Annotated in this window: 17 protein-coding genes; 10 read left to right on the top strand and 7 right to left on the bottom strand. The window is 51.3% G+C overall.

The features are described from left to right. Positions 1-40 precede the first annotated feature (40 nt). The 3 genes from GOV80_RS02925 (at position 41) to GOV80_RS02935 (ending at position 4594) form a co-directional block, all read left to right on the top strand. Positions 41-1636 carry a GMC family oxidoreductase gene (locus GOV80_RS02925; RefSeq protein ID WP_170782779.1) on the top strand — a complete coding sequence of 532 codons (1596 nt, stop codon included), beginning with the start codon at positions 41-43 and terminating at the stop codon, positions 1634-1636. Between the two features lie 618 nt (positions 1637-2254). Further along, positions 2255-2788, top strand: coding sequence for a hypothetical protein (locus GOV80_RS02930; RefSeq protein ID WP_170782780.1), 534 nt, complete (start codon positions 2255-2257; stop codon positions 2786-2788). A gap of 879 nt (positions 2789-3667) precedes the next feature. Then, complete coding sequence (locus GOV80_RS02935) at positions 3668-4594, top strand: DMT family transporter (protein WP_170782781.1); 927 nt, start codon at positions 3668-3670, stop codon at positions 4592-4594. A gap of 114 nt (positions 4595-4708) precedes the next feature. Here GOV80_RS02935 and GOV80_RS02940 read toward each other — a convergent pair whose 3' ends face one another. The 4 genes from GOV80_RS02940 to GOV80_RS02955 form a co-directional block, all read right to left on the bottom strand. Continuing rightward, the gene (locus tag GOV80_RS02940; RefSeq protein ID WP_170782782.1) at positions 4709-5068 is read right to left on the bottom strand and encodes a group I truncated hemoglobin; all 360 of its coding nucleotides are present in this window, start codon (positions 5066-5068) and stop codon (positions 4709-4711) included. Positions 5069-5338: 270 nt separating this feature from the next. Beyond that, positions 5339-7471 carry an adenylate/guanylate cyclase domain-containing protein gene (locus GOV80_RS02945; protein WP_170782783.1) on the bottom strand — a complete coding sequence of 711 codons (2133 nt, stop codon included), beginning with the start codon at positions 7469-7471 and terminating at the stop codon, positions 5339-5341. A 103-nt stretch (positions 7472-7574) separates the two neighbouring features. After that, positions 7575-8048, bottom strand: a complete 474-nt coding sequence (locus tag GOV80_RS02950) for a phosphate-starvation-inducible PsiE family protein (RefSeq protein ID WP_068340474.1) — start codon at positions 8046-8048, stop codon at positions 7575-7577. 432 nt (positions 8049-8480) lie between these two features. After that, positions 8481-11219, bottom strand: a complete 2739-nt coding sequence (locus GOV80_RS02955; protein ID WP_170782784.1) for a cation-translocating P-type ATPase — start codon at positions 11217-11219, stop codon at positions 8481-8483. A 187-nt stretch (positions 11220-11406) separates the two neighbouring features. On the opposite strand from GOV80_RS02955, the gene GOV80_RS02960 reads away from it, so the two are divergent. The 5 genes from GOV80_RS02960 to arcC are packed head-to-tail and all read left to right on the top strand — an operon-like array spanning position 11407 to position 17499. Then, complete coding sequence (locus tag GOV80_RS02960) at positions 11407-12894, top strand: YfcC family protein (protein WP_170782785.1); 1488 nt, start codon at positions 11407-11409, stop codon at positions 12892-12894. A gap of 9 nt (positions 12895-12903) precedes the next feature. Further along, positions 12904-14283 (top strand): amino acid permease, encoded by a 1380-nt coding sequence (locus tag GOV80_RS02965; protein ID WP_170782786.1) that lies wholly within the window; start codon positions 12904-12906, stop codon positions 14281-14283. Then, the gene (locus GOV80_RS02970; RefSeq protein ID WP_170782787.1) at positions 14280-15503 is read left to right on the top strand and encodes an arginine deiminase; all 1224 of its coding nucleotides are present in this window, start codon (positions 14280-14282) and stop codon (positions 15501-15503) included. The genes GOV80_RS02965 and GOV80_RS02970 overlap by 4 nt, the downstream gene beginning before the upstream one ends. A gap of 55 nt (positions 15504-15558) precedes the next feature. Next, complete coding sequence (gene argF / locus GOV80_RS02975) at positions 15559-16557, top strand: ornithine carbamoyltransferase (RefSeq protein WP_170756246.1); 999 nt, start codon at positions 15559-15561, stop codon at positions 16555-16557. A 3-nt stretch (positions 16558-16560) separates the two neighbouring features. Beyond that, positions 16561-17499 carry a carbamate kinase gene (arcC, locus tag GOV80_RS02980; protein ID WP_170756466.1) on the top strand — a complete coding sequence of 313 codons (939 nt, stop codon included), beginning with the start codon at positions 16561-16563 and terminating at the stop codon, positions 17497-17499. A 393-nt stretch (positions 17500-17892) separates the two neighbouring features. Here arcC and GOV80_RS02985 read toward each other — a convergent pair whose 3' ends face one another. After that, entirely contained in the window at positions 17893-19152 is a 1260-nt protein-coding gene (locus GOV80_RS02985; RefSeq protein ID WP_170782788.1) for a BamA/TamA family outer membrane protein, read from the bottom strand. Between the two features lie 337 nt (positions 19153-19489). On the opposite strand from GOV80_RS02985, the gene GOV80_RS22630 reads away from it, so the two are divergent. Beyond that, a complete protein-coding gene (locus tag GOV80_RS22630; RefSeq protein ID WP_170355052.1) occupies positions 19490-19927 on the top strand; it encodes an ion channel in 438 nt (145 codons plus the stop codon). Positions 19928-20364: 437 nt separating this feature from the next. Here GOV80_RS22630 and gltS read toward each other — a convergent pair whose 3' ends face one another. Next, complete coding sequence (gltS, locus tag GOV80_RS02995; protein WP_170753934.1) at positions 20365-21600, bottom strand: sodium/glutamate symporter; 1236 nt, start codon at positions 21598-21600, stop codon at positions 20365-20367. Positions 21601-21782: 182 nt separating this feature from the next. On the opposite strand from gltS, the gene GOV80_RS03000 reads away from it, so the two are divergent. Further along, on the top strand, positions 21783-22127 hold the full coding sequence (locus tag GOV80_RS03000) for a hypothetical protein (RefSeq protein WP_170782789.1): 345 nt from the start codon (positions 21783-21785) through the stop codon (positions 22125-22127). Between the two features lie 135 nt (positions 22128-22262). On the opposite strand, the gene ppk2 is transcribed toward GOV80_RS03000, so the two are convergent. Continuing rightward, positions 22263-23051: a polyphosphate kinase 2 gene (gene ppk2 / locus GOV80_RS03005; protein ID WP_336510111.1), complete on the bottom strand. Its 789-nt coding sequence runs from the start codon at positions 23049-23051 to the stop codon at positions 22263-22265. Positions 23052-23395: the final 344 nt, after the last annotated feature.

Consider the following 23395-nt stretch of genomic DNA (forward strand, 5'->3'; position numbering starts at 1 on the left):
TTTGCATAGAGTTTTTTGACGACTTTGGGAGGAGACGGTCATGGAAGTGGATTATGCGGTTGTCGGGGCGGGGTCTTCTGGCTGTGTCATTGCCAACCGCCTAAGCGCTGATCCCAACACCAAAGTCGCCCTGCTTGAAGCGGGCGGGCCAGATACGAACCCGTGGATTCACATCCCTGTTGGGTATTTCAAAACCATGCACAACCCGGCGGTCGACTGGTGCTACCGCACCGAACCCGACCCAGGGTTGAACGGTCGTTCCATCGACTGGCCGCGCGGCAAAGTACTGGGTGGATCATCCTCGCTAAACGGTCTCCTTTATGTACGCGGACAAAAAGAGGACTACGACCGCTGGCGCCAAATGGGCAATTTCGGCTGGGGATGGGAAGATTTGCTGCCCCTATTCAAACGCAGCGAAGATCAGGAACGCGGCAAGGATGCTTTTCACGGCACAGGCGGCCCGCTGTCAGTATCGAATATGCGTATACAACGTCCGATCTGCGACGCCTGGGTCGCCGCTGCGCAATCCGCGGGCTATCCGTTCAACCCGGACTACAACGGTGCGGAACAAGAAGGCGTCGGGTATTTTCAATTGACGACGCGCAACGGTCGCAGGTGCAGCGCTGCGGTGGCTTATCTCAAGCCGGTCCGCGACCGCACCAATCTGAATATCATCACCCACGCTATGGTGTCGCACGTCACATTTAACGGCAAAAAAGCGACCGGACTGGAATATCGCGACCGATCTGGAGCTGTGCAGAAAATCACCGTTCGTCGCGAGATCATTCTGTCCGGCGGAGCAATCAACTCGCCGCAGATATTGATGCTATCGGGCATTGGTGATCCCGATCACTTGAAGGATAACGGGATTGAGCCGATCCACGCGTTGCCTCGCGTTGGCAAAGGTTTGCAGGATCACCTGCAGGCGCGACTTGTATTCAAATGCAACGAGCCCACGCTGAATGACGAAGTGCGTAGCCTGTTCAATCAGGCCCGGATTGCGCTAAAATATGCGTTGTTCCGCGCAGGTCCCATGACCATGGCCGCTAGCCTTGCCACCGGGTTTCTGAAAACGCGCCCTGAAGTGCAAACGCCCGATATCCAGTTCCACGTCCAGCCGTGGTCGGCGGACAGTCCTGGCGAGGGGGTACACCCGTTTTCTGCCTTTACCATGTCGGTTTGCCAATTGCGCCCGGAAAGCCGAGGCGAGCTGCGCTTAAATGGGCCCGATCCATCTGAATATGTCAAAATCTTCCCGAATTACCTGTCTACGGAAACCGACTGCCGGACGATCGTGGACGGTGTGAACATCGCTCGAAGGATTGCACGACATAACCCATTAGCATCAAAAATTTCGGAAGAGTTCCGGCCTGACGCGCAGCTATCCTGCGATGATTACGAAGGCACACTGGACTGGGCACGGTCGAATTCTGTTTCGATTTACCATCCGACGGGCACTTGCGCGATGGGCGCGTCGGGCGATGCAGTCGTAGACCCCAAACTGAAAGTCAACGGAATAGAAAATCTGCGGGTCGCTGATTGCTCGATCATGCCAGAAATCGTCAGCGGAAACACCAACGCACCTGCGATCATGATCGGTGAAAAGGCGAGCGATTTAATACTTGCGGATGCCTGACCACTCGGCACGTGCGATCACTTCGGACAGGAGCACGGCGACAGCGGGCGGCCCCAACCGAAGCAACTTGGCTGCGCGTCTCAAAGATGTCCGACTAAAAAAGGGATGCACTCTAAAGGCTTTGGCCAATGCATTGGGTGTCGAACACCACACTATGATCAGCCAAATGGAACTTGGCAATGTGGCAGTACCTTCGAACCTATGGGTAACACTTGCCGAACCTCTCAATTTGGATCGCTATATCTGGGTGCGTCTTTGAACCCAAGAATATCATCCCGACATGCATTGGTCGCTCTTGGCAACCTGAGCCGCCGGGAAGTAGCGAACTTCTTGGATGCCTTGCGCAAGGGGCAACTGAATGACTTGCTGAAACAGCAGAACCAACAACCCAAACCAAAATCCACACCTGAAGACCTGACCTCTGCATGCCCAGCGCAAAGCGGATCGATTTGACGTGTCCGAAGTTCGGATGCGCTGGATCTTCTTGGTGTCTAAAGAAAGAGCCCAATGAATATCTCCAAACACAAAGGCAGCTCGTACTACTACAAGTTCATGATCGGCGGGTAAGAGTACAAGGCCAGTACCAAGCGCAAAGACTAGGCTATTGCTAAACGCGTCATGCCGGTCGAATACAGCGAGGTCATGGCCATTCGCCAACATGGGGAGAAGCCGGAGAAAACGCTCCGAGACGCCTGTGCGCTCACGGTGGCCAGTGTCCAAAGTCGGACCAAAGAAAGCTACCAATACAACATGAACAAAATGCTAGGGCTGACCAATTTCTTCCACGGCCACTGTTCGCTTGATCCGGACCGTCCTCTTTCTCCTTGGACCGGTGGCGACGTGGATCACCTAAGGATGGCACGTCGGGCAGAAGGTATGACGGCAAACACGACTAGAGTCGAACTTCGCTTTCTCAAGCGAGTGAACAACTTTTGCAAAAAGAAGAACAAGGTGAACCCTGACCTGGATACTGAATTCGACCGTGGCTTAGTGAAATGCCAAGTTTTTTCTGAAACCAAAGAAAATGCCATTCCCCAGTTTCCCAACGCCAAGGCATCTGAGGGAAACGCCGCATATCAGAAGGCGGCCGATCTGTTCGACTACCTAAAAAATAAAGGTTTAAGGCTGATTGAAGCCATTCTGGTCGAGTAAGCAGATATGATCTGGAAAACAGAGCAACCAGCAACCGGGGCCACAAAACCAAGAAGTCCGTGTTAGTCCCAATCAGCGACCGGCTCTACGACGTTTTTTACAAGGCTCCCTGAGCAGCCAAAGCCTTTCGTCTCAATGGACCGGGCCGTCAAACACCAGCGGCAAGCCTAACGGACAACTAAGTTTCAAGTGCCTGTGTGTTGGCGGAGAAAGGAGCGGCAACAATTCACTCCTGCAGGGATACCTATGCAACTCGGATGCTGAACAAAGGTACTCGACCTGAGGAAGTGTCTCATCTCTTAGGTCACTGGACGGTCACTCCGACACAAAAAAACGCCAAGTTCGCGAATCTGACCACGTCAGACAAAGCGCGCGAATTGCTAAACGCAGCCTAAGGCAAAACCGAAAGCGTCCCAAATTCCGCCCCATTCTGAACTTACTGCACTGGGTCAAATCACCCTGATGGGTGTTAAGACTCAGTTTTTTAAGGAATTTTCTGGTGCCCCACACGGAATACACAAACCAAAGTAAATATATATTGTTAAAATATAAAACATAAACACATACCATACGATACCCCGAATAGTACCCCCAGTGGCAAAATTGCCTCGCCTGCACTTGCAGTGTACTTGCGACGACGATTCACCATTTAGAAGTCAATTTTGACCTCGAACAAAGCTACGCCCTCAAAAAAAATAGTCGTTAGTATGACACGAGCTTTGGGATCAATCTGGCAACGAGCCAGCTTTATAGGTTTGAACATTGAAGTATATAATCTGATCAATCGCAGATGCATGCTTTAGTGACCGCTGTGCGGACAAAGCAGTCATTCGTAGAATCTCTAAAGACGAAGAAGCAAATGCGTGATAGCTCCAGATTATGGCCACGGCATCTGCGCGAAATCGAACGCCCATCCCTTACGCATTTGCGGGTATTGGTGTTCTTTTTGCATCAATCTGTTTCGGGCTGGTTCCCTACTTTAGCCGCAGCCTGACCGATCAGGGCGTTGCACCCTATGCGGTCGCATTCTACCGATACATTGTTGCGGCTCTTCTTCTGCTTCCTGTTCTCATCGGGCACCGAAAAGAATGGCGAGAGATCATTTGGGGTCTCTCCGCCGGAGCCGTAATGGGGCTTGGTTGGATCGGATATGTAACGGCGCTGGAGAAGCTGCCCGCATCGACAGTGGGTGTGCTTTACATGACCTATCCGGTGTTCACCTTAGTTATTGCTTGGGCTGTGTTTGGCGATGCACCCACGCGACGTGCCGTGTTGGCCGCTGGCCTGATTGTGGTGGCTGCTGTCATTGCTGGCTCGCCTGCGTCAGTGGCTGCGGAACATCTACCGACGCTGCTGCTATCCCTTACCGCCCCATTTGGGTTTGGCTTCGGAATCTGCGTCCTGGTACATAGGTTGTCACGGATTACGCCGTTGGCACGCATCGCGTCAGTTTCTCTGGGGTCTGTACTGGGCCTCGCACCGCTCATCCTGGGTGCTGAGGTTGGAGAGCTTCTCCCAAGGGAACAATCCGATTGGCTTTTCATTGTTGGTATTGGTCTGGTTACTGCTTTCGTGCCCCAGCTTATCTACACGATATGCTCACCTGTCATTGGGGCTTCCCAAACGGCGGTCGTCGGAAGCATCGAATTGCCCACGATGTTTGCCGTGGGATATCTTGCCTTTGGCGAAGCCATCTCTTTACCTCAAGCTTTGGCATGTGCCTTAGTGCTGGGCGCAATCGCGATCACAAGAAGTAGAAAGACGCGCACCGTATCTACCGTGCTCGCAAAATCACCGAAGCGGTAGTACTGGGCTCAAGGAAGACGTTGGTCTAAATTTCGCGAACGACCACCATGCGGGGAAAACAAGCTTTGATTGAAGATTTTGAAGATTGCCGACTCTACGCGGTTGTGGCGAAATTCAGATACCTACAACTTGGTCCTTGAGGCTATATAGAATGTATAAGACCTCTTCTTGTTCCCGTTGGCCGACGTCGTTGGCCTTTAGGGCATTCATGGCGTCGTCCAGAACTGCGACAAACTCATCTCCGCTGATGTTCATGTGCCGATGCGTAGCAACCATATCCTTGCCCGTATAGATCTCAGGCCCGCCAGAACCAGTTATGAAGAAGTCTCCTGCCATTTGTTTGAGGTGCTCCATCTCAGTTCCCGCAAATCGTGCAGCGACAACTGGGTTTTTAGAGTGATTGTCCACCAGAACGTCGACTATTCGCCGAATACCATCCGTTCCTCCCAGACGTTCATATAGCGTCTTTGACATGGTGCCCCCGTGTCTGGCTCACCTCAAACCTCGATCTCTAGTGAATGCTAGCATGTCGCACCGATTGGCGCCAAATCTATAGCATTTAGGCGATTTTTTCATCGGAATCCATCACCAAATGCGATGTCTTTTTTGGGCTCATAACCGACGAACGCCGTTACCTGAAGCAATGTCCGTTTTTTGGTTGGTCGGATTTGACCGGCCCATTTTGATTGTAAGCGCATCATTGGCCTGAGACCCATCAGGATGGTTGTTTCATGCGCTGCAAATTCATTTCTTCTCGAAACGGTAAACGCCATCCCAAGCGGCCGGTGGTTTAAACGCGAAACGGCTGCAACGTTCGATAAAGACATCTACAACAAGCTTGTTAGTTGCAATTTCTCGATGCGTCTGGAGGGCTTCTAATGCGTCGGCCCATTTTCCAGACTGATACAAGTCATAGCATACACGCCATTCTTCGAGTTCGCGTTTCTTGGCTACGCTTGCCAGAAAGCCACTCTCATCATCTTTTTCCGCGATTAGTTCAAAGATACGACTAGGAAAACTAGTTCCGGCAGGCACAACATGGTCAACTTCGCGCAGCAGAAACATGCTCTCGACATGAACGGCCACATCTGACGACACGAGAACCCTTGTACCGTAAACTTTGTTCAACCCCTCCAGTCTGGAAGCAAAATTTACGGCAGCACCCAGTGCTGTGTATTGCAATCTCGAAAGAGACCCAACGTTGCCGACAACTACGCGACCTGTGTGTAGGCCGAAACGTGTTTGCAACGGACGCAACGGTAACGCGCCATTATCAGAATTGAGACTCGCCTCAGCCTGCAAACACGCCAAAGCTGCTCGGCAAGCGTGAACAGGGTGATCAGTATCATCGAGCGGAGCATTCCATAGAGCCATAATGGCATCTCCAATGTACTTATCCACTGTACCCTGATTACCAGATATCTCTTTTTCCATTGCTTCGAAATACTCGGACAAAGCAGGCATCAGAACTTCTGGTTCAAGTCCCTCGGTCTGGCGCGTAAACCCTTTAAGGTCGGCGAACATCAGGGTTACGTCGCGCGACTCTCCCCCAACGCTAATTCTCTCTGCTTTTGAAAGGATAGAGCGCACCAGTTCCTTTGGTACGAACGCACCGAAACTCGACAATCCAGCTTTCATACTTGCAATCGCTGTTTCGAGTTCGGCAACTTCCTGAATATTTGATTTCAGGTTCAAGTCCTCACTTAGTTCAAAGTTACTGACTTTTCTTGCTTCAGCTGCCACGCGCACAAGATTTTTGCTCAACAGACGGGCGACAACAAAGGTAAATGCGACGGCCAGGGTCAAAGCAAGTACGCCGAATTGCATAGCACGGGTCGTATTTCTTTTTATGTCTCCGATAAACTCATCTTCCGGCACTATAAGCCCGAGCGTAGGTTGGGCACCGAAGACTTCAGGGATTGGCATCACAGATGTGATATAGCTTCTTCCATCGGATTCTGGAGCTATGCGGAAAAAATCCTGCTGGCTTGCTCGCCATTCATCAATGACACTGTCAATAATTTTGCTACTGCCTTCAATTGACCCATTCGTATTGGAACTCACGAAGCGCGGCTCTCCACCTTTGGATCGCGTGCTGGTGTACGAAAGTAGGCGACCTTCGCGATCTAGCATGAAAACCAAACCATGATCGCCAATCCTGATATCGTCTAGGATTTGCGAAAGTGCTGATATTGTTATGTCGAGCGCGACGACGCCAAGCAATTTACCTTCGTTGTCGATTACGGTTTTTGAGAACGTTGCACCCAGACGTCCTGTGCTCTCAAACTGATAAAGCGGTGAAACATAAATACCGCTTTGCTCCAACGCCCCACGATACCAAGGGCGCGTTCGAGGATCGTAGACAGCCGTTCCACTACGAAATGGCGTGGGCAGCGAACTGCCATTGGACCAAAAGTAAGTTTCGACACGCTCGCCAGATTGATCGGTGATTATACGTTGGACGCGGTCTACTCCTTCCGGCACTGGCACAGCGGTTGGTCCAAAGGTTTTCCAGTGTTTTGGCAGGTTTATGTTTTGGAAAAAGTCGCCGGATTTTTCCTCTCCAAAATATAAACCATAATAGTGCTCATTACCCTGCATCTGCGAATAGAGCACTTCCAAACCTGCACTTGAGCCAGCATACTCCGAAAACTTAGAAAGAAAGACGGACGCAGAAGATACGACATTTCCCGCTCCGCGTATTACGGTTAGCATCTCTTCGACTGACTGATTTCTGGCCTCGGTCATCCGCTCATTCGCGGTACGAATGGCGAGTTCTTTGTTGCCAAAATAGAGAATGGCAACAAGCAATGTTGTTACGGCTAAGGTGAGGAACGTGAATAACGTCGCAACGCCGATATGAAGACGTACTTTCATACCCTCAATTAGTCAAAATGTAGTAATAGAAGTCCACCCACTCGTCGCCACACAAATGAGTATCTTGAGTGCATTTCCCCCTGAGGACAGAAAAGTATTGGCACTATTGCTCTTCCTTGGCTTCTTCAGCGCTTTTGGTTCGCCCAAACCGAACACTAAAGGACGGCATATCGTGAACCAGCCAATAGGCGAGTGAACAAGCAATCACTAAAAGTGCCAAGCCGACCAAATCCAGTCCGCTAGTTTTTTCTGTATCGAGTATAATGACCTTCCGCGCGACGGCCATGAGCGCCGTCGCAACCACTATCTTCACATGGATTACATCGTCGCGAAGATAGATTGTGATGTTTACGAATATTTCGATAGCGATTAGCACCGCCATGAAGGCGCCAAAAGTCGCTAATATTTCAGAGATTGTCAGGATGAAGACAGGCTGATTGATTAGTTTCTGATAAAGGGTCCAGGCCACATCCAAGACGCCAAGTAGTATAACCAGAACCATCATTACGGCCAGAATACGGACGGCGAACCGAATTACGACCTGAAGTTTTTCTACAAATGGATCCTTGTGTTCCATTTATCACCTCCCCCTCTTTGCTACTTCAGGACGCCAAGCGGGCGTTCTCTGCGCCACCATCGCTTGCTCCCCAACGGAAATATCCTATGCTATCAGTGTTTCATTTCAGCCGAGCTTACCTCGACGATTTTCAGCGTCACTCTAGCGCCAAATGTCTTTTTTTCCCGCAGGACTGGCTCGCTAGCCCCGTTGAAAAAAATCCGAAATCCACACGGCCAACCACAAAAGAAACCTCGATCTGTTTATGGCGCGACTTGCAATCCGCAGAAGCCGATGACTATTCCTGAGTTCGCTTCAAAACGCGCCGCAAACTAATCCGAGAAGCCTAAAAGATTAAATCCCTCCGTCTACAAGTTTAGTAAGATCCTCCTTTCCAAGTAAAACACGTGACCACTATTTTTGGATTAGCCATTTTAACCACACTCATTCCGCTTAAACGAATTTAAGGTTGAACATTTCCTTTAAGCCAGAAAGCACGAGTGTCGGAAGCGCCGCGACAAAGAACGTTCCCAGCAGATGTGAAAGAGGCAGCGGAACCGTGCCCAGAACGAAATGGCCCGGAGCGGAATAAATTGCCAACAACGATAAAACGATTGAAATGCCAACTGCGCCCAGCAGTATGGTGTTGCCAAGGGGCGACTTACGGTAAAGCGTCGTTGTAGTTCGCGCGTCAAAGACATGCCAAATTTGGGCAAATATGAGGGTCATGAAGGCTGCTGTTTGCGCGTGCTCCAGAGAGGCGCCGCGTTCGAGAAACTCTTGAAATACGTAGTAGGTCAGAAGTCCCAATGCGCTGCCCCTAATCAGAATCCGCTCTTTCATTCCGCCGCCAAACATGTCCTCGTCGCGCGGGCGTGGCGGGCGTCTCATTAGATCCGGCTCGCTTTTTTCAAATCCCAGCGCCAGTGCGGGTAAGCCATCTGAAACCAAGTTCACCCAGAGGATCATAAGCGGTGTGATCGGAAGGAGGGGGTCTGCGCCCATTAGCAGGAAAGCGAAAAGTATAGTGGTAACTTCCGCAACGTTGGCAGTCAGAGCTTGCCGGACGAATTTCAGTAGGTTGTCAAAGATTCTACGGCCCTCACGAACGGCCGTGACAATAGTCGTGAAGTTATCATCCAGAAGAATCAACGCGGCGCTGTCCTTGGCAACCTGTGTCCCGGTAATCCCCATGGCGACACCGATGTCAGCCGCGCGAAGCGCTGGCGCATCGTTCACGCCATCTCCAGTCATCGCGGCCACTTCACCATTGGTCTGAAGTGCTTTGACGATGCGAAGTTTGTGCTCAGGCGTCACGCGCGCAAACACAGCTGCGTTCTTCACGGCGCTATTTAAATCTTCATCTTTCATTTGATCGAGCTCAGCACCCGTGAATACGGCTTGCTGTGAACCCGACAGTACACCGATTTGCTCGGCTATAGCCTTGGCGGTGACGGCGTGATCACCAGTAATCATAACCGTACGGATTCCGGCACCAGTGGCTTCTGCTACGGCATGCGGCACTTCTTGTCGGGGGGGATCCATAATACCATGGATACCAGCGAGCACGATTTCCTGTTCGGGGTTGTCGTGATCCAGTTCGTCTGGGGAAACTTCGCGATACGCCACCGCCAAAGTTCTGAGAGCCCGCTCACCAAAGCTGTCAATGACATCTTCTATATCAGCTCGCAGTTCAGGCGTTATTTGGCGCTCCTCCTCGCCGATGCGGACCTTAACCGCTCGCGACAAAATTACGTCAGGCGCCCCTTTTGCGACCAAAACAGTCCGCCCATCGGGAAGCTGTGCGAAGACGGACATCATTTTTCTTGTTGAATCAAAGGGGAATGATTGAAGAGCCTCGCTCCGACGAGCACTCAATTCTTCGACATCAATTCCTGCCTTTGCCGCAGCGACCAGAAGCGCACCTTCAGTCGGGTTACCTTGCACCGAGGTCTCAGCACCTTCACCAATCAACCGGGCATCGTTGCAAAAAGCGGAGATCATCAGCACAGGCCATAAAGGAGTCCCCTCTTCGACCTTTGTGGCTTCGTTCTTCGAGTCCAGAAATTCACCTGACGTGTCAAAGCCAGCGCCGCTTACCTCCCATGTTTCGCCCCCAGCCCAAATGCGCATTACCTGCATTTGGTTTTGTGTAAGAGTTCCAGTCTTGTCCGAGCAGATAACAGAAGTGGCGCCCAACGTTTCCACCGAAGACAGTTTTCGGGCCAGAGCGTTATTCGAAGCCATGTTCTGAGATCCGAGCGTCAAAAGTATTGTGACGACAGTTGGTAGGCCTTCTGGAATGGCTGCTACTGACAGAGAAATCGCGGTATTTAGCATTTCAGCGAGGTCCATGCCGTTTATAACGCCGATACCAATGACGATAGCCACGACGATAAGGGCCGCGATAATAAGTACCTTCGAAAGTGCTTCGATTTTGAGCTGCAGCGGCGTCTTTGGTTCCTTAGCTGCTGACATCAGATCCGCGATATGGCCAACCTCGGTTCTCATGCCAGTTCCAACCACGACGCCTTCGCCGGTTCCACCAGTGACAAGGGTACTCATGAAACCCATGTTGAGACGGTCGGCAAGAACGACCTCCTGGTCGTTGATCTTGCGATCATGTTTGTCCACAGGTTCGGACTCTCCGGTTAGTGCAGCTTCATCAACCTGCATTCTGTTGGCTTGGAGAAAGCGAATGTCAGCGGCAAGGATATCGCCTGTTTTAACTATCAATATGTCGCCGGGGACCAGATCAGAAGCGGCTATTTGTACCTGGTCACCATCCCTTCTTACCAAAGCCTGAGGTGCTGACATCTCGCGAAGTGCGGCGAGTGATTGTTCTGCCTTGAACTCTTGCCAAAACGAGATGAAGGCATTGAAGATCGCGATCACGAAGATCGCCACGGCGTCGATCCAATGTCCGGTGAAAGCTGAAATAACCGCACCCACCATAAGGATTATTAGGAGTGGGCTCTTAAATTGAACGAGCAGCATTTTCCACGCCGGTTCAGCCTCGGTTTCGGATAGACGGTTCAGACCGTATCGGGAGAGGCGTTCCTTTGCGGTTTCCGAGCTCAAACCGTGTTTAGGATCTACAGCTAGTGTTTCGGTTAACGCAGTTTTCTCGATCACCCAAGGAGCTGTCGGAAGTGTTTTTCGGTCATCCGTGGCATGGAAAGCATGCTGCATAGAAGCCCCTTTCGTTACAACGTGGGTGCAAATTTTCGCGCAAACACAGCGCGAATCACTGCTAGTCTACTTCCTGCCCTCGATTTTTCACTTTCCATTGAGCCATTTTGGCTCGCCAAAAATTGAAACGAATCTAGATACATGCTCGTTTTTTTGCGTCGCTGTACCTTCAACGCGAGAGTTAGTTATGTCCAAATTCAAGTTTCCTACTGCATTCACAATCTTGTTTGCTCTGATCGCTATTGTCGCGGTGCTAACTTGGGTTATTCCAGCCGGTGAGTATGACCGTCAGATGAACGAAGCTCTGGGCAGCGAAGCTCCTGTTCCGGGCACCTATCACGAAGTCGAGTCTAACCCTCAGGGACTAACTTCGGTAATTCTCGCACCAATTGCTGGGATGTATGACCCTGGGCTTCTCGGAAGCTCTTCAAGTGCAGCAATAGACGTTGCGCTCTTCGTTTTGGTTATCGGTGGCTTCCTGATGGTCGTTACCAAAACAGGGGCTATCGATGCTGGCATTGGTTGGTTGCTGCATAGGCTTGAAGGCCGCGAGATTTTAATGATCCCGATTCTGATGATCGCCTTTGCCTTTGGCGGCACAAGCTACGGTATGGCTGAGGAAACACTGGCGTTTTATGCTCTTATAATTCCGGTATTCATACGCGCGGGATATGATTCACTGACCGGTGTTGCCGTGATCATGCTAGGTGCTGGAATCGGCACTCTTGGCTCGACCTTCAACGCGTTTGCAACAGTCGTAGCTTCGCAAGGCGCTGGTATTCCATTTACGACTGGCATCGTTTTGAGGTTCATTATCCTCATTCTCTGCCTGGCAGCTGGTATCGCTTTTGTCATGAGATACGCAAAGCGAGTAAAGGCCGATCCTTCTGCATCTGTGGTTGCGGATCAAGCCGAGGAAAACAGAAGACATTTTCTCAAAGGGTCGGCCGGCGATGACGCTTTGCCAGAGTTGACTCGAACCCGTTCCACCATCTTGCTCCTGTTCGGGATTACCTTCGCCATTATGATCTATGGTGTTGTCGCGCTGGGGTGGTGGATGGCCGAAATGTCCGGTCTCTTCCTGGTGATGTCCATCATCGTTTGGTGGGTCGGGAAAACCGATGAAGGGTCCAGAATGGACGAGGGGACTTTTGTGGAAACCTTCGTCGATGGAGCGCGCGATTTGCTGGGCGTTGCCCTGATCATTGGCGTCGCGCGCGGTGTTGTCGTCATTATGGACGCGGGCAAAATTACCGACACGATCCTTGCTGCAGCCGAGGGGTTTGTCTCGGGGCTGAGCGAGTTCGCCTTTGTCAACGCGATGTTTGGTATTCAGATCTTGATGTCATTCCTGGTGCCGTCCTCGTCAGGGCTGGCCACGCTTTCGATGCCGATCATGGCGCCACTGGCAGACTTTGCGGGCGTCGGTCGTGACCTTGTGGTTACAGCGTACCAGTCGGCAAACGGATGGGTGAACCTGTTCAACCCGACATTTGCCGTCGTCATGGGAGGGCTAGCCATTGGCCGTGTCTCCTATGACCGGTGGCTACGCTTTGTTTTCCCGCTGCTTGTTATACTTGCCGTGATCATCTGCGCGGCACTCACCGTTGGGGCCATCACTGATCCGGGGATCGACGGGCCCACAACCGAGACTTCAGACACGACATCGAACTGAGCCGTCGCAATGACCGATCGCTCCGCCACAGAGACAACATCGACATCCGGTGCCCTTGGGCTGACGGCTTGTATAGCTTTGGTTGTTGGAAACATGATCGGGTCGGGAGTGTTCCTTCTACCAGCGTCACTTGCACCTTTTGGGCCAATTGCAATTGGCGGGTGGGTTTTAACGTCGGCTGGGGCGTTGGTTCTTGCGATCATTTTCGGACGCTTGTCGCGTGTCGTTTCAAAACCTGGTGGCCCCTACGCCTATTCGCAGGAAGCATTCGGAGACTTTGCAGGCTTCATTATTGCCTGGGGATATTGGATTGCACTCTGGACGGGAAACGCGGCCGTAGCCGTAGCCTTAGTCGGCTATCTGGGCTTTCTTTTCCCGATCATCGTCGAAGTCCCCATGTACGGGCTATCGACTGCTCTGGTCGCGATTTGGTCGCTGACACTGGTTAATATCCGCGGGGTGCAAGGTGCAGGCGTGGTTCAAATCGTGACCACCGTACTGAAGCTTGCCCCGCTCATACTTATCGGCACCTTGGGCATCTTCTGGATCGAGCATGAAAATTACCTTCCTGTCAATCAAAGTGGAACGACTGCGGTTTCAGCCATTTCCGCGGCGGCGGCACTGACGCTTTGGGCCTATCTTGGACTTGAATCTGCCACCGTGCCCTCTGGCGATGTGGTAGAACCGGAAAAGACCATCCCGCGCGCCACCATCATCGGCGTTATTATCGCGGCCAGTGTCTACATTGCGGTGACGGCCGTTTCGATGGGCGTCATCCCCTCTAACATTCTGGCAGTATCATCAGCACCGCTCGCCGCTGTCGGTGAGGTCATGTTCGGCGCATTCGGCGGAATACTCGTGGCCTGCGGCGCGGTTATCTCGACCTTTGGTACGCTTAATGGCTTTACCCTGCTCAGTGGGCAGGTTCCTTACGGCGCCGCCTTGGACAAAGTATTTCCGGCAGCATTAGGTAAAAAATCGAAATTCGGGACACCCGCAAACGCCTTGATTTTATCGAATGTATTGGCCTCGGTTCTGATCATCCTGAACTTCGCGCAAGGGTTGGTTGCCGCGTTCAACTTTGTCATTTTACTTGCAGTAGTCGCGAGCCTTTTGCCATACGCGGTCTGCTCTGTCGCCGAGATCATGATCCGCCTGAAGGGTGGTCAGGTTCTGCACGGTCCGGAATTGACCAAGGTCGTTGTCCTCGGCGGCCTGGGCTTCATCTACTCAGTATGGGCCTTTATCGGGTCCGGAGCGGAAACCGTACTAATTGGCTCTGTATTACTGCTTGCAGGTGTTCCCATCCATGTTTGGGTCCGCTGGAGCCAGGCCAACGACGACGAAGATATTCAGACAACTGTTGCCTCGAAAGGAGATTTGCCATGAAGCTCGGCGTTCATTCCGAGATCGGAAAGCTCAACAAGGTTATCGTCTCGCGCCCATCGCTTGCACATGATCGACTGACACCGAGAAATTGCGAAGAGTTGCTGTTCGACGACGTCATATGGGTCGAGCAAGCTCGAAAGGACCATGCCGAGTTCTGTTCGCTCATGCGTGAACGCGGGGTCGAGGTCTATGACATCCAGGATCTATTGGCTGAAGTGCTTAGTGATAGTAGCGCTAGGTCTTTCATGCTTGACCGATTGATCATTCCAAAAATTGTTGGCCTTGGCGTGTCTGTTGAGATGAGAGCTTGGCTGGACGAGATGAAAGCTGCAGATCTCGCGCGCCACATGCTTGGGGGAATCATATTCGCGGAATTACCCAAGGGGACCATTGACCCAAAATTCGACGATTTGATCACCCAAAGTGAGTTCGTATTACCCGCTGTGCCGAACGCTCTTTTCCAACGAGATCCTTCGTGTTGGATATTCAACGGTGTGACAACGAACCCGATGTTTTGGCCCGCTCGCAAACCTGAGACCTTAATGATGCGTGCGGTGTATAAATTCCATCCGATGTTTAAGGAATCCGAGTTTGATATCTGGTGGGGCGATAGCGATGAAGATTTTGCTAATGCCTCAGTCGAAGGCGGCGACGTACAGCCTGTAGGTAAAGGAACCGTTTTTATCGGGATGGGTGAACGAACGACGAGTCAAGCTGTTACCCTTCTTGCGCAGGCACTATTCCAAAAAGGTGGGGCAGAGAGAGTTGTCGCATGCGCGATGCCTAAAAGCCGCGCGGCCATGCATCTGGATACTGTCTTCACTTGTCTTGACCACGACAAAGTGACTGCATTCACGGAAGTCGCGGATCAGATCACGTGCATTTCACTTCGCCCAGACGACAAGAAACTGTTCGATGCAAGGGTCGAAGAAGGGCACCTGTTCGACGTCTATAAAGAAGCCCTTGGGCTGAACTCACTTGATGTCATCTCGACCGGTGGCAATGAGTTCCAAGCCGAACGCGAGCAATGGGATGACGGGAATAACGTCGTGGCCCTCTCGCCCGGTGTTGTCGTTGGCTATGCGCGCAACACGTTTACGAACGGCAAGATGCGCGCAGCCGGCGTCGAGGTGATCGAAATCTCGGGTCAGGAACTAGGGCGTGGTCGCGGCGGTGGCCACTGCATGACCTGCCCGATCGACCGCGATCCCGCCTATTGAATTTACCATGGGTGCAGCCTCCTGCGCCCACTGATTTTTGTTAGGGAGAGACAAAATGGCATTCAATCTCAAAGGCCGTAGCTATCTGAAAATCGCCGATTTCAGCCAGCGTGAAATGCTGTATCTGCTGGATCTGGCCCGCGATCTGAAACGCGCCAAATACGCCCGCGCCGAACAGCCCTCGCTGACCGGCAAGAACATCTGCCTGATCTTCGAGAAGACCTCGACACGTACCCGTTGCGCCTTTGAAGTGGCGGCCTACGATCAGGGTGCGAACATTACGTATCTCGATCCATCGGGCTCGCAGATCGGGCACAAGGAGTCGATGAAAGACACGGCGCGCGTTTTGGGCCGCATGTTCGACGGGATTGAATTCCGCGGTGCTGGTCAGGACATGGTTGAAACGCTGTCAGAATATGCCGGTGTTCCGGTCTATAACGGCCTGACCGACGACTGGCATCCGACCCAGATGCTTGCCGATATGCAGACCATGATCGAGCACGCTGACAAGCCCCGCAAGGACATTGTCTATGCCTATTCGGGCGACTGTCGGTCGAACATGGGTAACTCGCTGCTGATGTTGGGCGCGATCATGGGCTGCGACGTCCGGATGATTTCTCCGAAAGAAACCCAGCCCCATGACGATGTGCGCGACTTGGCGATGGAGCGGGCTGAAAAGACCGGCGCGCGTGTGACCATCACCGACGATACCTCGGCCGTAGAGGGCGCGGACTTCATTCATACCGATGTCTGGGTGTCGATGGGTGAGCCTAAAGAAGTCTGGGCTGAGCGGATCAAGCTGCTGAGCCCTTATCAGGTCAACATGGATCTGATGAAGAAAACCGGTAATCCAGCCGTCAAGTTCATGCACTGCCTGCCCGCTTTCCACAATCTGGAGACCAAGGTCGGTCAGGACATTCACGAACAGTTCGGCATCACCGAGATGGAAGTGACCGAGGAAGTGTTCGAAAGCGACATGAACATAGCGTTCGAGCAAGCCGAAAACCGGATGCACACCATCAAGGCGATCCTCGTCGCCACATTGGGAGCCTGAACCATGGGACGCGTTGTTGTAGCACTCGGCGGCAACGCGCTTCTCAAACGGGGTGAGGCGATGACAGCGGACAATCAGCGCAAGAACGCGAAGATTGCCGCAGAAGCCCTCGCCCCGCTCTGCGAAGCGCACGAAACCGTCATCACTCATGGCAATGGTCCGCAGGTCGGGATGCTGGCCTTGCAAGAGATCATGTATACGGATGTCGAGGAGTACCCGCTGGACGTTTTGGTCGGCGAAACGATGGGCATGATCGGCTATATGATCGAGCAGGAGCTTGGGAATATCCTGCCCTTCGAGCATCACATCGCCACCCTGTTGACCATGATCGAGGTTGACCCAAGCGACCCGGCCTTTGACAACCCGACCAAGTTCATCGGTCAGGTCTATTCCGAAGCGGACGCCAAGAAAGAGGCGGCTGACAAGGGCTGGACGGTGAAACCGGATGGCGAGTACTGGCGACGCGTTGTGCCGTCGCCCCGCCCGAAACGTATCTTTCAGGTCGAACCTATCCGTTGGATTCTGGAAAAGGGCGCGACCGTGATCGCTGCTGGCGGTGGTGGCATCCCGACGATGTACGAGGCAGGTGCTGAACGGAAACTGGTCGGGGTCGAAGCCGTCATCGACAAGGACTTTGCCTCGTGCCTTCTGGCGCAGAACCTTGGAGCAGATTTCTTTGTTATCGCTACAGATGCAGAAGCCGTGTTCCTGAACTGGGGAACGCCTGAACAAACAGGTATTAGATCGATCACTCCGGATTCATTGGATGAGTACGATTTCCCCGCCGGGTCAATGGGCCCCAAGGTCCAGGCTGCACAAGACTTTGTGCGATCCTCGGGCGGTCGCGCCATCATTTGCGCCCTCGCAGATGTTCCTGCAGCCGTTCGCGGTGAAAAAGGAACAACGGTTTCTGAGAGCGCGGGAGAGACCAAGTTTCACTGATACAATGGGCCTGACAAGAAAGTTCTGCTCGAAGCCTTCTTTGTTGTGAACATGTCCCTCTGAGCTGATCCACTAAAGTGGTTCCTAAGAAATACAGTTCCGTCTTCCAGATGCCGACTATTGAAGTGCCAAAAATTCAACAGATTAGCAGGGTCGGCTATAGCTTGTAGCTGGCTTGAATGGCGCTGGAATTAAGCGACTTAACAGGCGTTCCTTACAAGAGGATGGATTGGCAGACGGGAATGCATGGCTGGCAATTGTATTTAACACTCGCCCTCAAGCTATTGATGTGAGGCATACCACTGCCTGCACAATTAGCACTTCGCAAATTGGTTTCCAAGATTTCCAGAGCTTAGAAAAAGTTATTTTGGGCTGAAGGAAACTGCGTTCATTTCAAAACTGAAATGGTTGTCCAATCATCATCTGCAGCCTAACACCTTCGTCAGAAAATGCGGTATCTGCTCTGACTACAAAGCCTTGAACCCATGCGCGCAACCCAATACCAGCGCTCCATTTCATGTCAGAATGCAGTTCGCCAAGATCGTAACTGCCTGCGACGCGGCCCATCTCACCAAATGGAACAAACTGCACCCACTCAACACCCAGCAATTCTTGGGCGGCGGGCCATTGGTCGAATGGATTCCAATACGGGGTCATGCGAAGTTCCGCAGAATAGTAGATGGCAGAACGATCATTGAATCTCTCTTCCGGAAAGCCGCGCATACGAAACAAACCTCCAAGCGTGGCTCCAGTGTAAGGAGGAGGACGATTGGAGATAACTCCACCATTTTCACTCCATGACGGTGTGTCTGCAGTCCAGAAATCGAATGCAAGCACACGACTACGAAACCACGCAGACTCACCAAAATCGTGATAGGCATCAAATTCAGCCTGCATCACAGTCCAGGAATCTGTGCTGTCAAACCAGCCGAAATCCCTTGAGTATTGCAGCTTGAGGCCAACGCCTTTCGTGGGGTTCACCGGAAAGTCACGGTTATCCCAGAAGTAGACGAAATCAAGACCATTCGTTCGTAACTCGCCGTCGAAATCATCTCCGTCGCTCACCAACGCTCTGTGAAACGGCCTTATCTCAAAAAAGCTTCGCCCACTTTCAAATGGGTTCAGAGACGATCCACCTGTCGCGCCGGAAACCAGGAAGCCATCGCGTATACTGTAGTCAGGAACAACTTGATTGCGACCGTGACCTATCGGCAAAAGATACTTGAACCGGACTCGCGAAAACACGTCCGAACCGCTTCCTGTGACAAAGTTGTCTTTGTTCGAGTCATTCGTTCCAGCTCGCTCCCCTGCGAAATCCGGATTGCCGTCTACATATGTGTCTGCGTCGTTGTAATAACCGAGAGAAAATATGGGATCGATAAAGAGGCGCTTCCATCGAGGGACCTGTAAGTCTTCCGCAGCAAGAAAACCTGTTGCTGAGCCAGTGTCACCAGCAATAATTGTGCCAAGTATCCTAGCCTGAGGTTGCAGGTAACCTACCCGTCCTTCTACCCAGCCTGCGCTCAGACCAAATGTTTCATTGTAAAAGGCAAATGGAAGGCTGAGTCTGAGACCGGAATAGTCCTCAACTTCCTCAGCCAACACCGAAGGCGTTAAAGCGCTAAACATGAGAAACAAGGCCAAAAGTTGCATGGCGACCGCGTTCGGTCTGCAATCGCGTGGCTTTGGCACCTCAGAAATCAAGTCTAAAGCCCCCCTTTCATTCGTATTTTAGAATATAAAAGGTCGAAAGATTTTGATAATGATTTTAAGCGCTACCGGTAAAAGAATGTTTCGGTGTGACAATTCAAAAACTGACGAATGCCACTTCGCGATACGCAGAAAGTTGGTTCTGGAAAAATAAGCCGCACTCGAAATCTTTGGGTTACCGCCTTCGACCTTTAAAATCATGTGCCGCGCGCGGACCTCTGTGCGAAGCAACTTTTGCCTTGGCGGCACCGGTACAAGAAACGGCAAAGGAGAAAGTCTCGTGATTGGTCAATTGTTGCTGGGCTCAGTTATCACGCTGTTCTCAATTATGACAGGCGCGATAATGTGGGGCGTTCTCAATGAAGTACTTGAAAAAATGGAGCCGTGGCTTCGCCATTCGGACAACCGATTTATGTCATTCGTGGTAGTATTGATCATGGTCGTGGTTTGCATAATGAGCGTGACCACATTTGGCGTTTGGTTGTGGGCCCTAGTTTTTTTGCAGATGTCAGTATTCAGCACGCTGGAAGAGGCGGTGTACTACTCATTGGTAGCATATACGACCTTGGGTATTGGCGATGTAGTCGTCCCACAGCACCAGAGGTTGCTTGGCGGGATGACTGGTGCAAACGGTTTTTTCATGTTTGGTTTGATGACGGCAATGCTCACCGACATTTTTCGCCACGTGGGAAGGATGCAGCGCGGCTTGAAAGACTAGTAAATTGCTGTTGGGGGCCAGCAGGAGTTTTCCCAACTCGATAAACTCTGCTGCTAAATGTGTTTGAGCGACCTTCGATTGGGCTCGTTAACCCCCTCTTGGAACGTAGCTTGCCCGACTAACGCCGCTAAATAATAGGTCCGCGTCAGCATGAAGTGCCCAAATGATGATAGTAGCTTTCCAGTTGAACTAAATTCGGGCACGACCTACACGGCAGATTGAGAAGAAAATGGATACACGTCTGTATCCCAGGAAAAAAGCAAAGCAAAATATCCGCTCAATCCGACAAGCGTCGTTGTAACGCCGAAGCCTTATCGAGATGATTTTTTGATGGCGTGTCGATAGCCGATACGATTGGTAACCAACGACGTTCTTCTCCGCTATCGCTTTGGCTGCAGGGGTCGACTTCTGGCTATGAAACTCAATTGAGCCTGAATCTAAGGTAAGTTCGAGACGAACAATTGGATAATAAATGCATTGGCAATATCGACAAAAAAAGCTGAAACCAGCGGAAGTACAATGAAGGCAAGCGGAGACGGGCCATATTTATGCGTCACAGCCGTCATGTTGGCTATGGCCGTTGGTGTAGCTCCAAGAGCGAAACCAGCGAAACCTGCAGACATCACGCCAGCAAAATAGTTTCGCCCCATCGTTCGATAGACAACGAATATGATGAAAGCTGCCGCAGCCGCAGCTTGAAGCGTCATAGTGACGGCTAAAACACCAGCGGAACCCGCCAAAGTCCAAAGCTGCATACTCATTAGAGACATTGAAAGAAACACTGCTAACGAGAAGTCCTGTAATAGTTTCAACGAGGCGGTACCCGTTGGTGTCTTGATCTTCGGAAAAACTCTCGGCGTCAGGTTTGCAAGTAAAATACCGGAAAGAAGGCATGGCACGAAGAGCGGCAGGTTTGCTCCGGTTAATTCCAGCGACTCATCTGCAATGAAGCCAATCACAATTGCTAGATGCGTCCAAAGAATAGCTCTCATCATTCCAGGATTCGTCGGGCCACCGGTTGGATCAGTAGAAGCTATCACCTCAATAGCGTCTTGATTGGAACTGGAAATCGATGTTTTCTCTTTCGCGCTTGGTTCGAGCCGGTCACGCGCAATCAAGTAGCTGGCGATTGGTCCGCCAATTAGACTTGCCATTATTAATCCGATCGTTGCAGCGGCGATGCCAAGCTCCGCCGCCCCCGCTACAGCGTATTGCTCTTCAACAACTGGGCCCCACGCTATGGCTGTACCATGACCACCGATGAGAGACGTTGTCCCCATCATCACACCGGCCTGAGATGGCAAGCCAAATAGTGAAGCTCCGAGAATGCCTATTCCATTCTGGATAAACATATACCCAATGGTCAAAACAAGCATGAGGCCGAGAAGTGGGCCGCCTTTAACTAGGTCTGAGAACTTCGCATTAAGACCAATTGTGGTGAAGAAGTAGATCAGCAAAGAGTCGCGCGACGCCAGATCATAAACTACTTCTCGCCCAGTCACAGTTACCACGCCTAGTGTCACTAGTGCCGCCAGTAAGCCACCTGAAACCGGCTCGGGGATTGAGTACTTGCGCAAAAACCCAAACTGCTCTGTGAGCCTTGATCCTAGAAAGTACACAACGATGCCAAGAGTCACAGCAATAAAACTGTCCACCACGATCGGTTCTGCCATGAACAGACTCCTAACTTCGCCGCACCACCATGCGGTCTTGAACAAGCTGCACAGGTGCAACCGGAAATTATGGTCCGATGGTAGAGCATGATCGAACAAGGGTGCAACAAAACGATCCTGCTGCTAGACTGGGCCGATACTTACAAAAAAGCCAATTTATGAAGAATAGAAGGGCTATCAACGTGAAAAAATTGATCAAAAGCGCTATCAGCATCGCCCTTTGCAGTGTAGCTGGTGTTCCAGTTACAGCAGATGAAAAGACACATTCTTACTTATTCTTAGGCGAAGAGACGATCCTAACAGGCACCGAAAATTGTGTTTATGAAATAATGAAACAAGGTGTCGAAGTAGATGAAAACGAAAGTAGAGTATTCTATGAATTAGCGCAGGGAATTATCCTAGTTTATGCACATAAATACGTCCGCTATCGAACCACTGGAAAAGTACCGGATTCATACAGTGAAGAAGAAGCCGAAATTTTACAATCAGGTGAGATAGACGAATTTTTCGAACACTGCTTTAAGTGAACAAACGACGATCAACTAAAGTCTTGTGACAAAACTTTCTGTCTTATTAGGTGGGTGATCCTTTGGACGTGAAGCGGTATAAAAAACGGGCAATCCAATGGAGTGTGAAAGGATGTGTTCCGACTCAAAGCCCGTTTAGTATTTTTGCGGAACAGTATGTTTGAACGAAATGGACTTCGGAGCACCTTTCCTGTGTTCGCGGCGATTTGGCAATTCCGGAAGCACAAAGGGCTCTTCATTATACGGGATCGACTGAAGTAAGTGTGAAATGCAGTTCAGCCTTGCTAGGCGTTTGTTGTCTGCGGGAACGCGGAACCAAGGCGCATGTACACTGTCTGTCGCCGAAATCATTCTCTCATATGCTTCTGTGTAGTCCCACCAACGTGCCCAGGACTCCAAGTCCATCGGGCTTAGTTTCCAGTGTTTTCTAGGATCGATCATGCGGTCCTTGAAGCGCTCCTGCTGAACCTCTCTAGTAACATCAAAAAAATATTTCAAAAGTATGATACCTTCCCTGACAAGGTATCGCTCAAAACCAGGCGCATCGGTCAAAAAGTTCTCATATTCTTTGTTGGTACAGAAACCCATGACCCGTTCCACTCCCGCGCGATTGTACCAACTTCGGTCGAAAAGGACGATTTCGCCTCCTGCAGGAAGATGTTCAAAATACCTCTGGACATAGACTTGGGACTTTTGTCGGTCGCTTGGTGCAGGAAGCGCAACGACCCGAAAAACTCGTGGGCTCACACGCTCGGTAATACGTTTGATGACGCCGCCTTTTCCTGCAGCGTCGCGCCCTTCGAATACTACAACAACTCTTGCTTTAGTGCGTTGCACCCATCCTTGGAGGTGGCAAAGCTCCACCTGCAATCTCTTCAATTCTGTCTCATAGGACTTCTTAGAGATTTTTTTCTTTGCCGCCACGTCCTTTGCCCCCATTAAACAATTGTAGGTAATTGAGTTAGAGTTATTGTGAGTTCGTTTCCTGCAGTCTTTGCAACCACATAAGCGCTTAAGTCTACGAACAACCGACATCCACTCGTTCAAGCTTTAAGGCGCTGCCAATCCAAACTATTAAACAACCTACGCGTCCAGAATTTCCGGCGCCTCAATTACTGGCCACCAGATATGCGTAGCAAGCCATTCGTAGTCGGCCCCGCCCACACCATTCGCACCAGTTGACTGCTTGTGTGCGGAAATTAGCTCTTGGCTAAATCGGTGCCCGCCTCGAACGAACTTTGTCAGTTCGCGATGCACAGTCCAGTTCA

The organism is Ruegeria lacuscaerulensis (assembly GCF_013034685.1).
GTDB classification, from domain to species: Bacteria; Pseudomonadota; Alphaproteobacteria; order Rhodobacterales; family Rhodobacteraceae; genus Ruegeria; species Ruegeria lacuscaerulensis_B.

Excerpts from the sequence above, each read along its gene's own strand:
- GOV80_RS02925 (WP_170782779.1), top strand. The coding sequence starts at position 41 with ATGGAAGTGGATTATGCGGTTGTCGGGGCGGGGTCTTCTGGCTGTGTC.
- GOV80_RS02930 (WP_170782780.1), top strand. The coding sequence starts at position 2,255 with ATGCCGGTCGAATACAGCGAGGTCATGGCCATTCGCCAACATGGGGAG.
- GOV80_RS02935 (WP_170782781.1), top strand. The coding sequence starts at position 3,668 with ATGGCCACGGCATCTGCGCGAAATCGAACGCCCATCCCTTACGCATTT.
- GOV80_RS02940 (WP_170782782.1), bottom strand. The coding sequence starts at position 5,068 with ATGTCAAAGACGCTATATGAACGTCTGGGAGGAACGGATGGTATTCGG.
- GOV80_RS02945 (WP_170782783.1), bottom strand. The coding sequence starts at position 7,471 with ATGAAAGTACGTCTTCATATCGGCGTTGCGACGTTATTCACGTTCCTC.
- GOV80_RS02950 (WP_068340474.1), bottom strand. The coding sequence starts at position 8,048 with ATGGAACACAAGGATCCATTTGTAGAAAAACTTCAGGTCGTAATTCGG.
- GOV80_RS02955 (WP_170782784.1), bottom strand. The coding sequence starts at position 11,219 with ATGCAGCATGCTTTCCATGCCACGGATGACCGAAAAACACTTCCGACA.
- GOV80_RS02960 (WP_170782785.1), top strand. The coding sequence starts at position 11,407 with ATGTCCAAATTCAAGTTTCCTACTGCATTCACAATCTTGTTTGCTCTG.
- GOV80_RS02965 (WP_170782786.1), top strand. The coding sequence starts at position 12,904 with ATGACCGATCGCTCCGCCACAGAGACAACATCGACATCCGGTGCCCTT.
- GOV80_RS02970 (WP_170782787.1), top strand. The coding sequence starts at position 14,280 with ATGAAGCTCGGCGTTCATTCCGAGATCGGAAAGCTCAACAAGGTTATC.
- argF (WP_170756246.1), top strand. The coding sequence starts at position 15,559 with ATGGCATTCAATCTCAAAGGCCGTAGCTATCTGAAAATCGCCGATTTC.
- arcC (WP_170756466.1), top strand. The coding sequence starts at position 16,561 with ATGGGACGCGTTGTTGTAGCACTCGGCGGCAACGCGCTTCTCAAACGG.
- GOV80_RS02985 (WP_170782788.1), bottom strand. The coding sequence starts at position 19,152 with ATGCAACTTTTGGCCTTGTTTCTCATGTTTAGCGCTTTAACGCCTTCG.
- gltS (WP_170753934.1), bottom strand. The coding sequence starts at position 21,600 with ATGGCAGAACCGATCGTGGTGGACAGTTTTATTGCTGTGACTCTTGGC.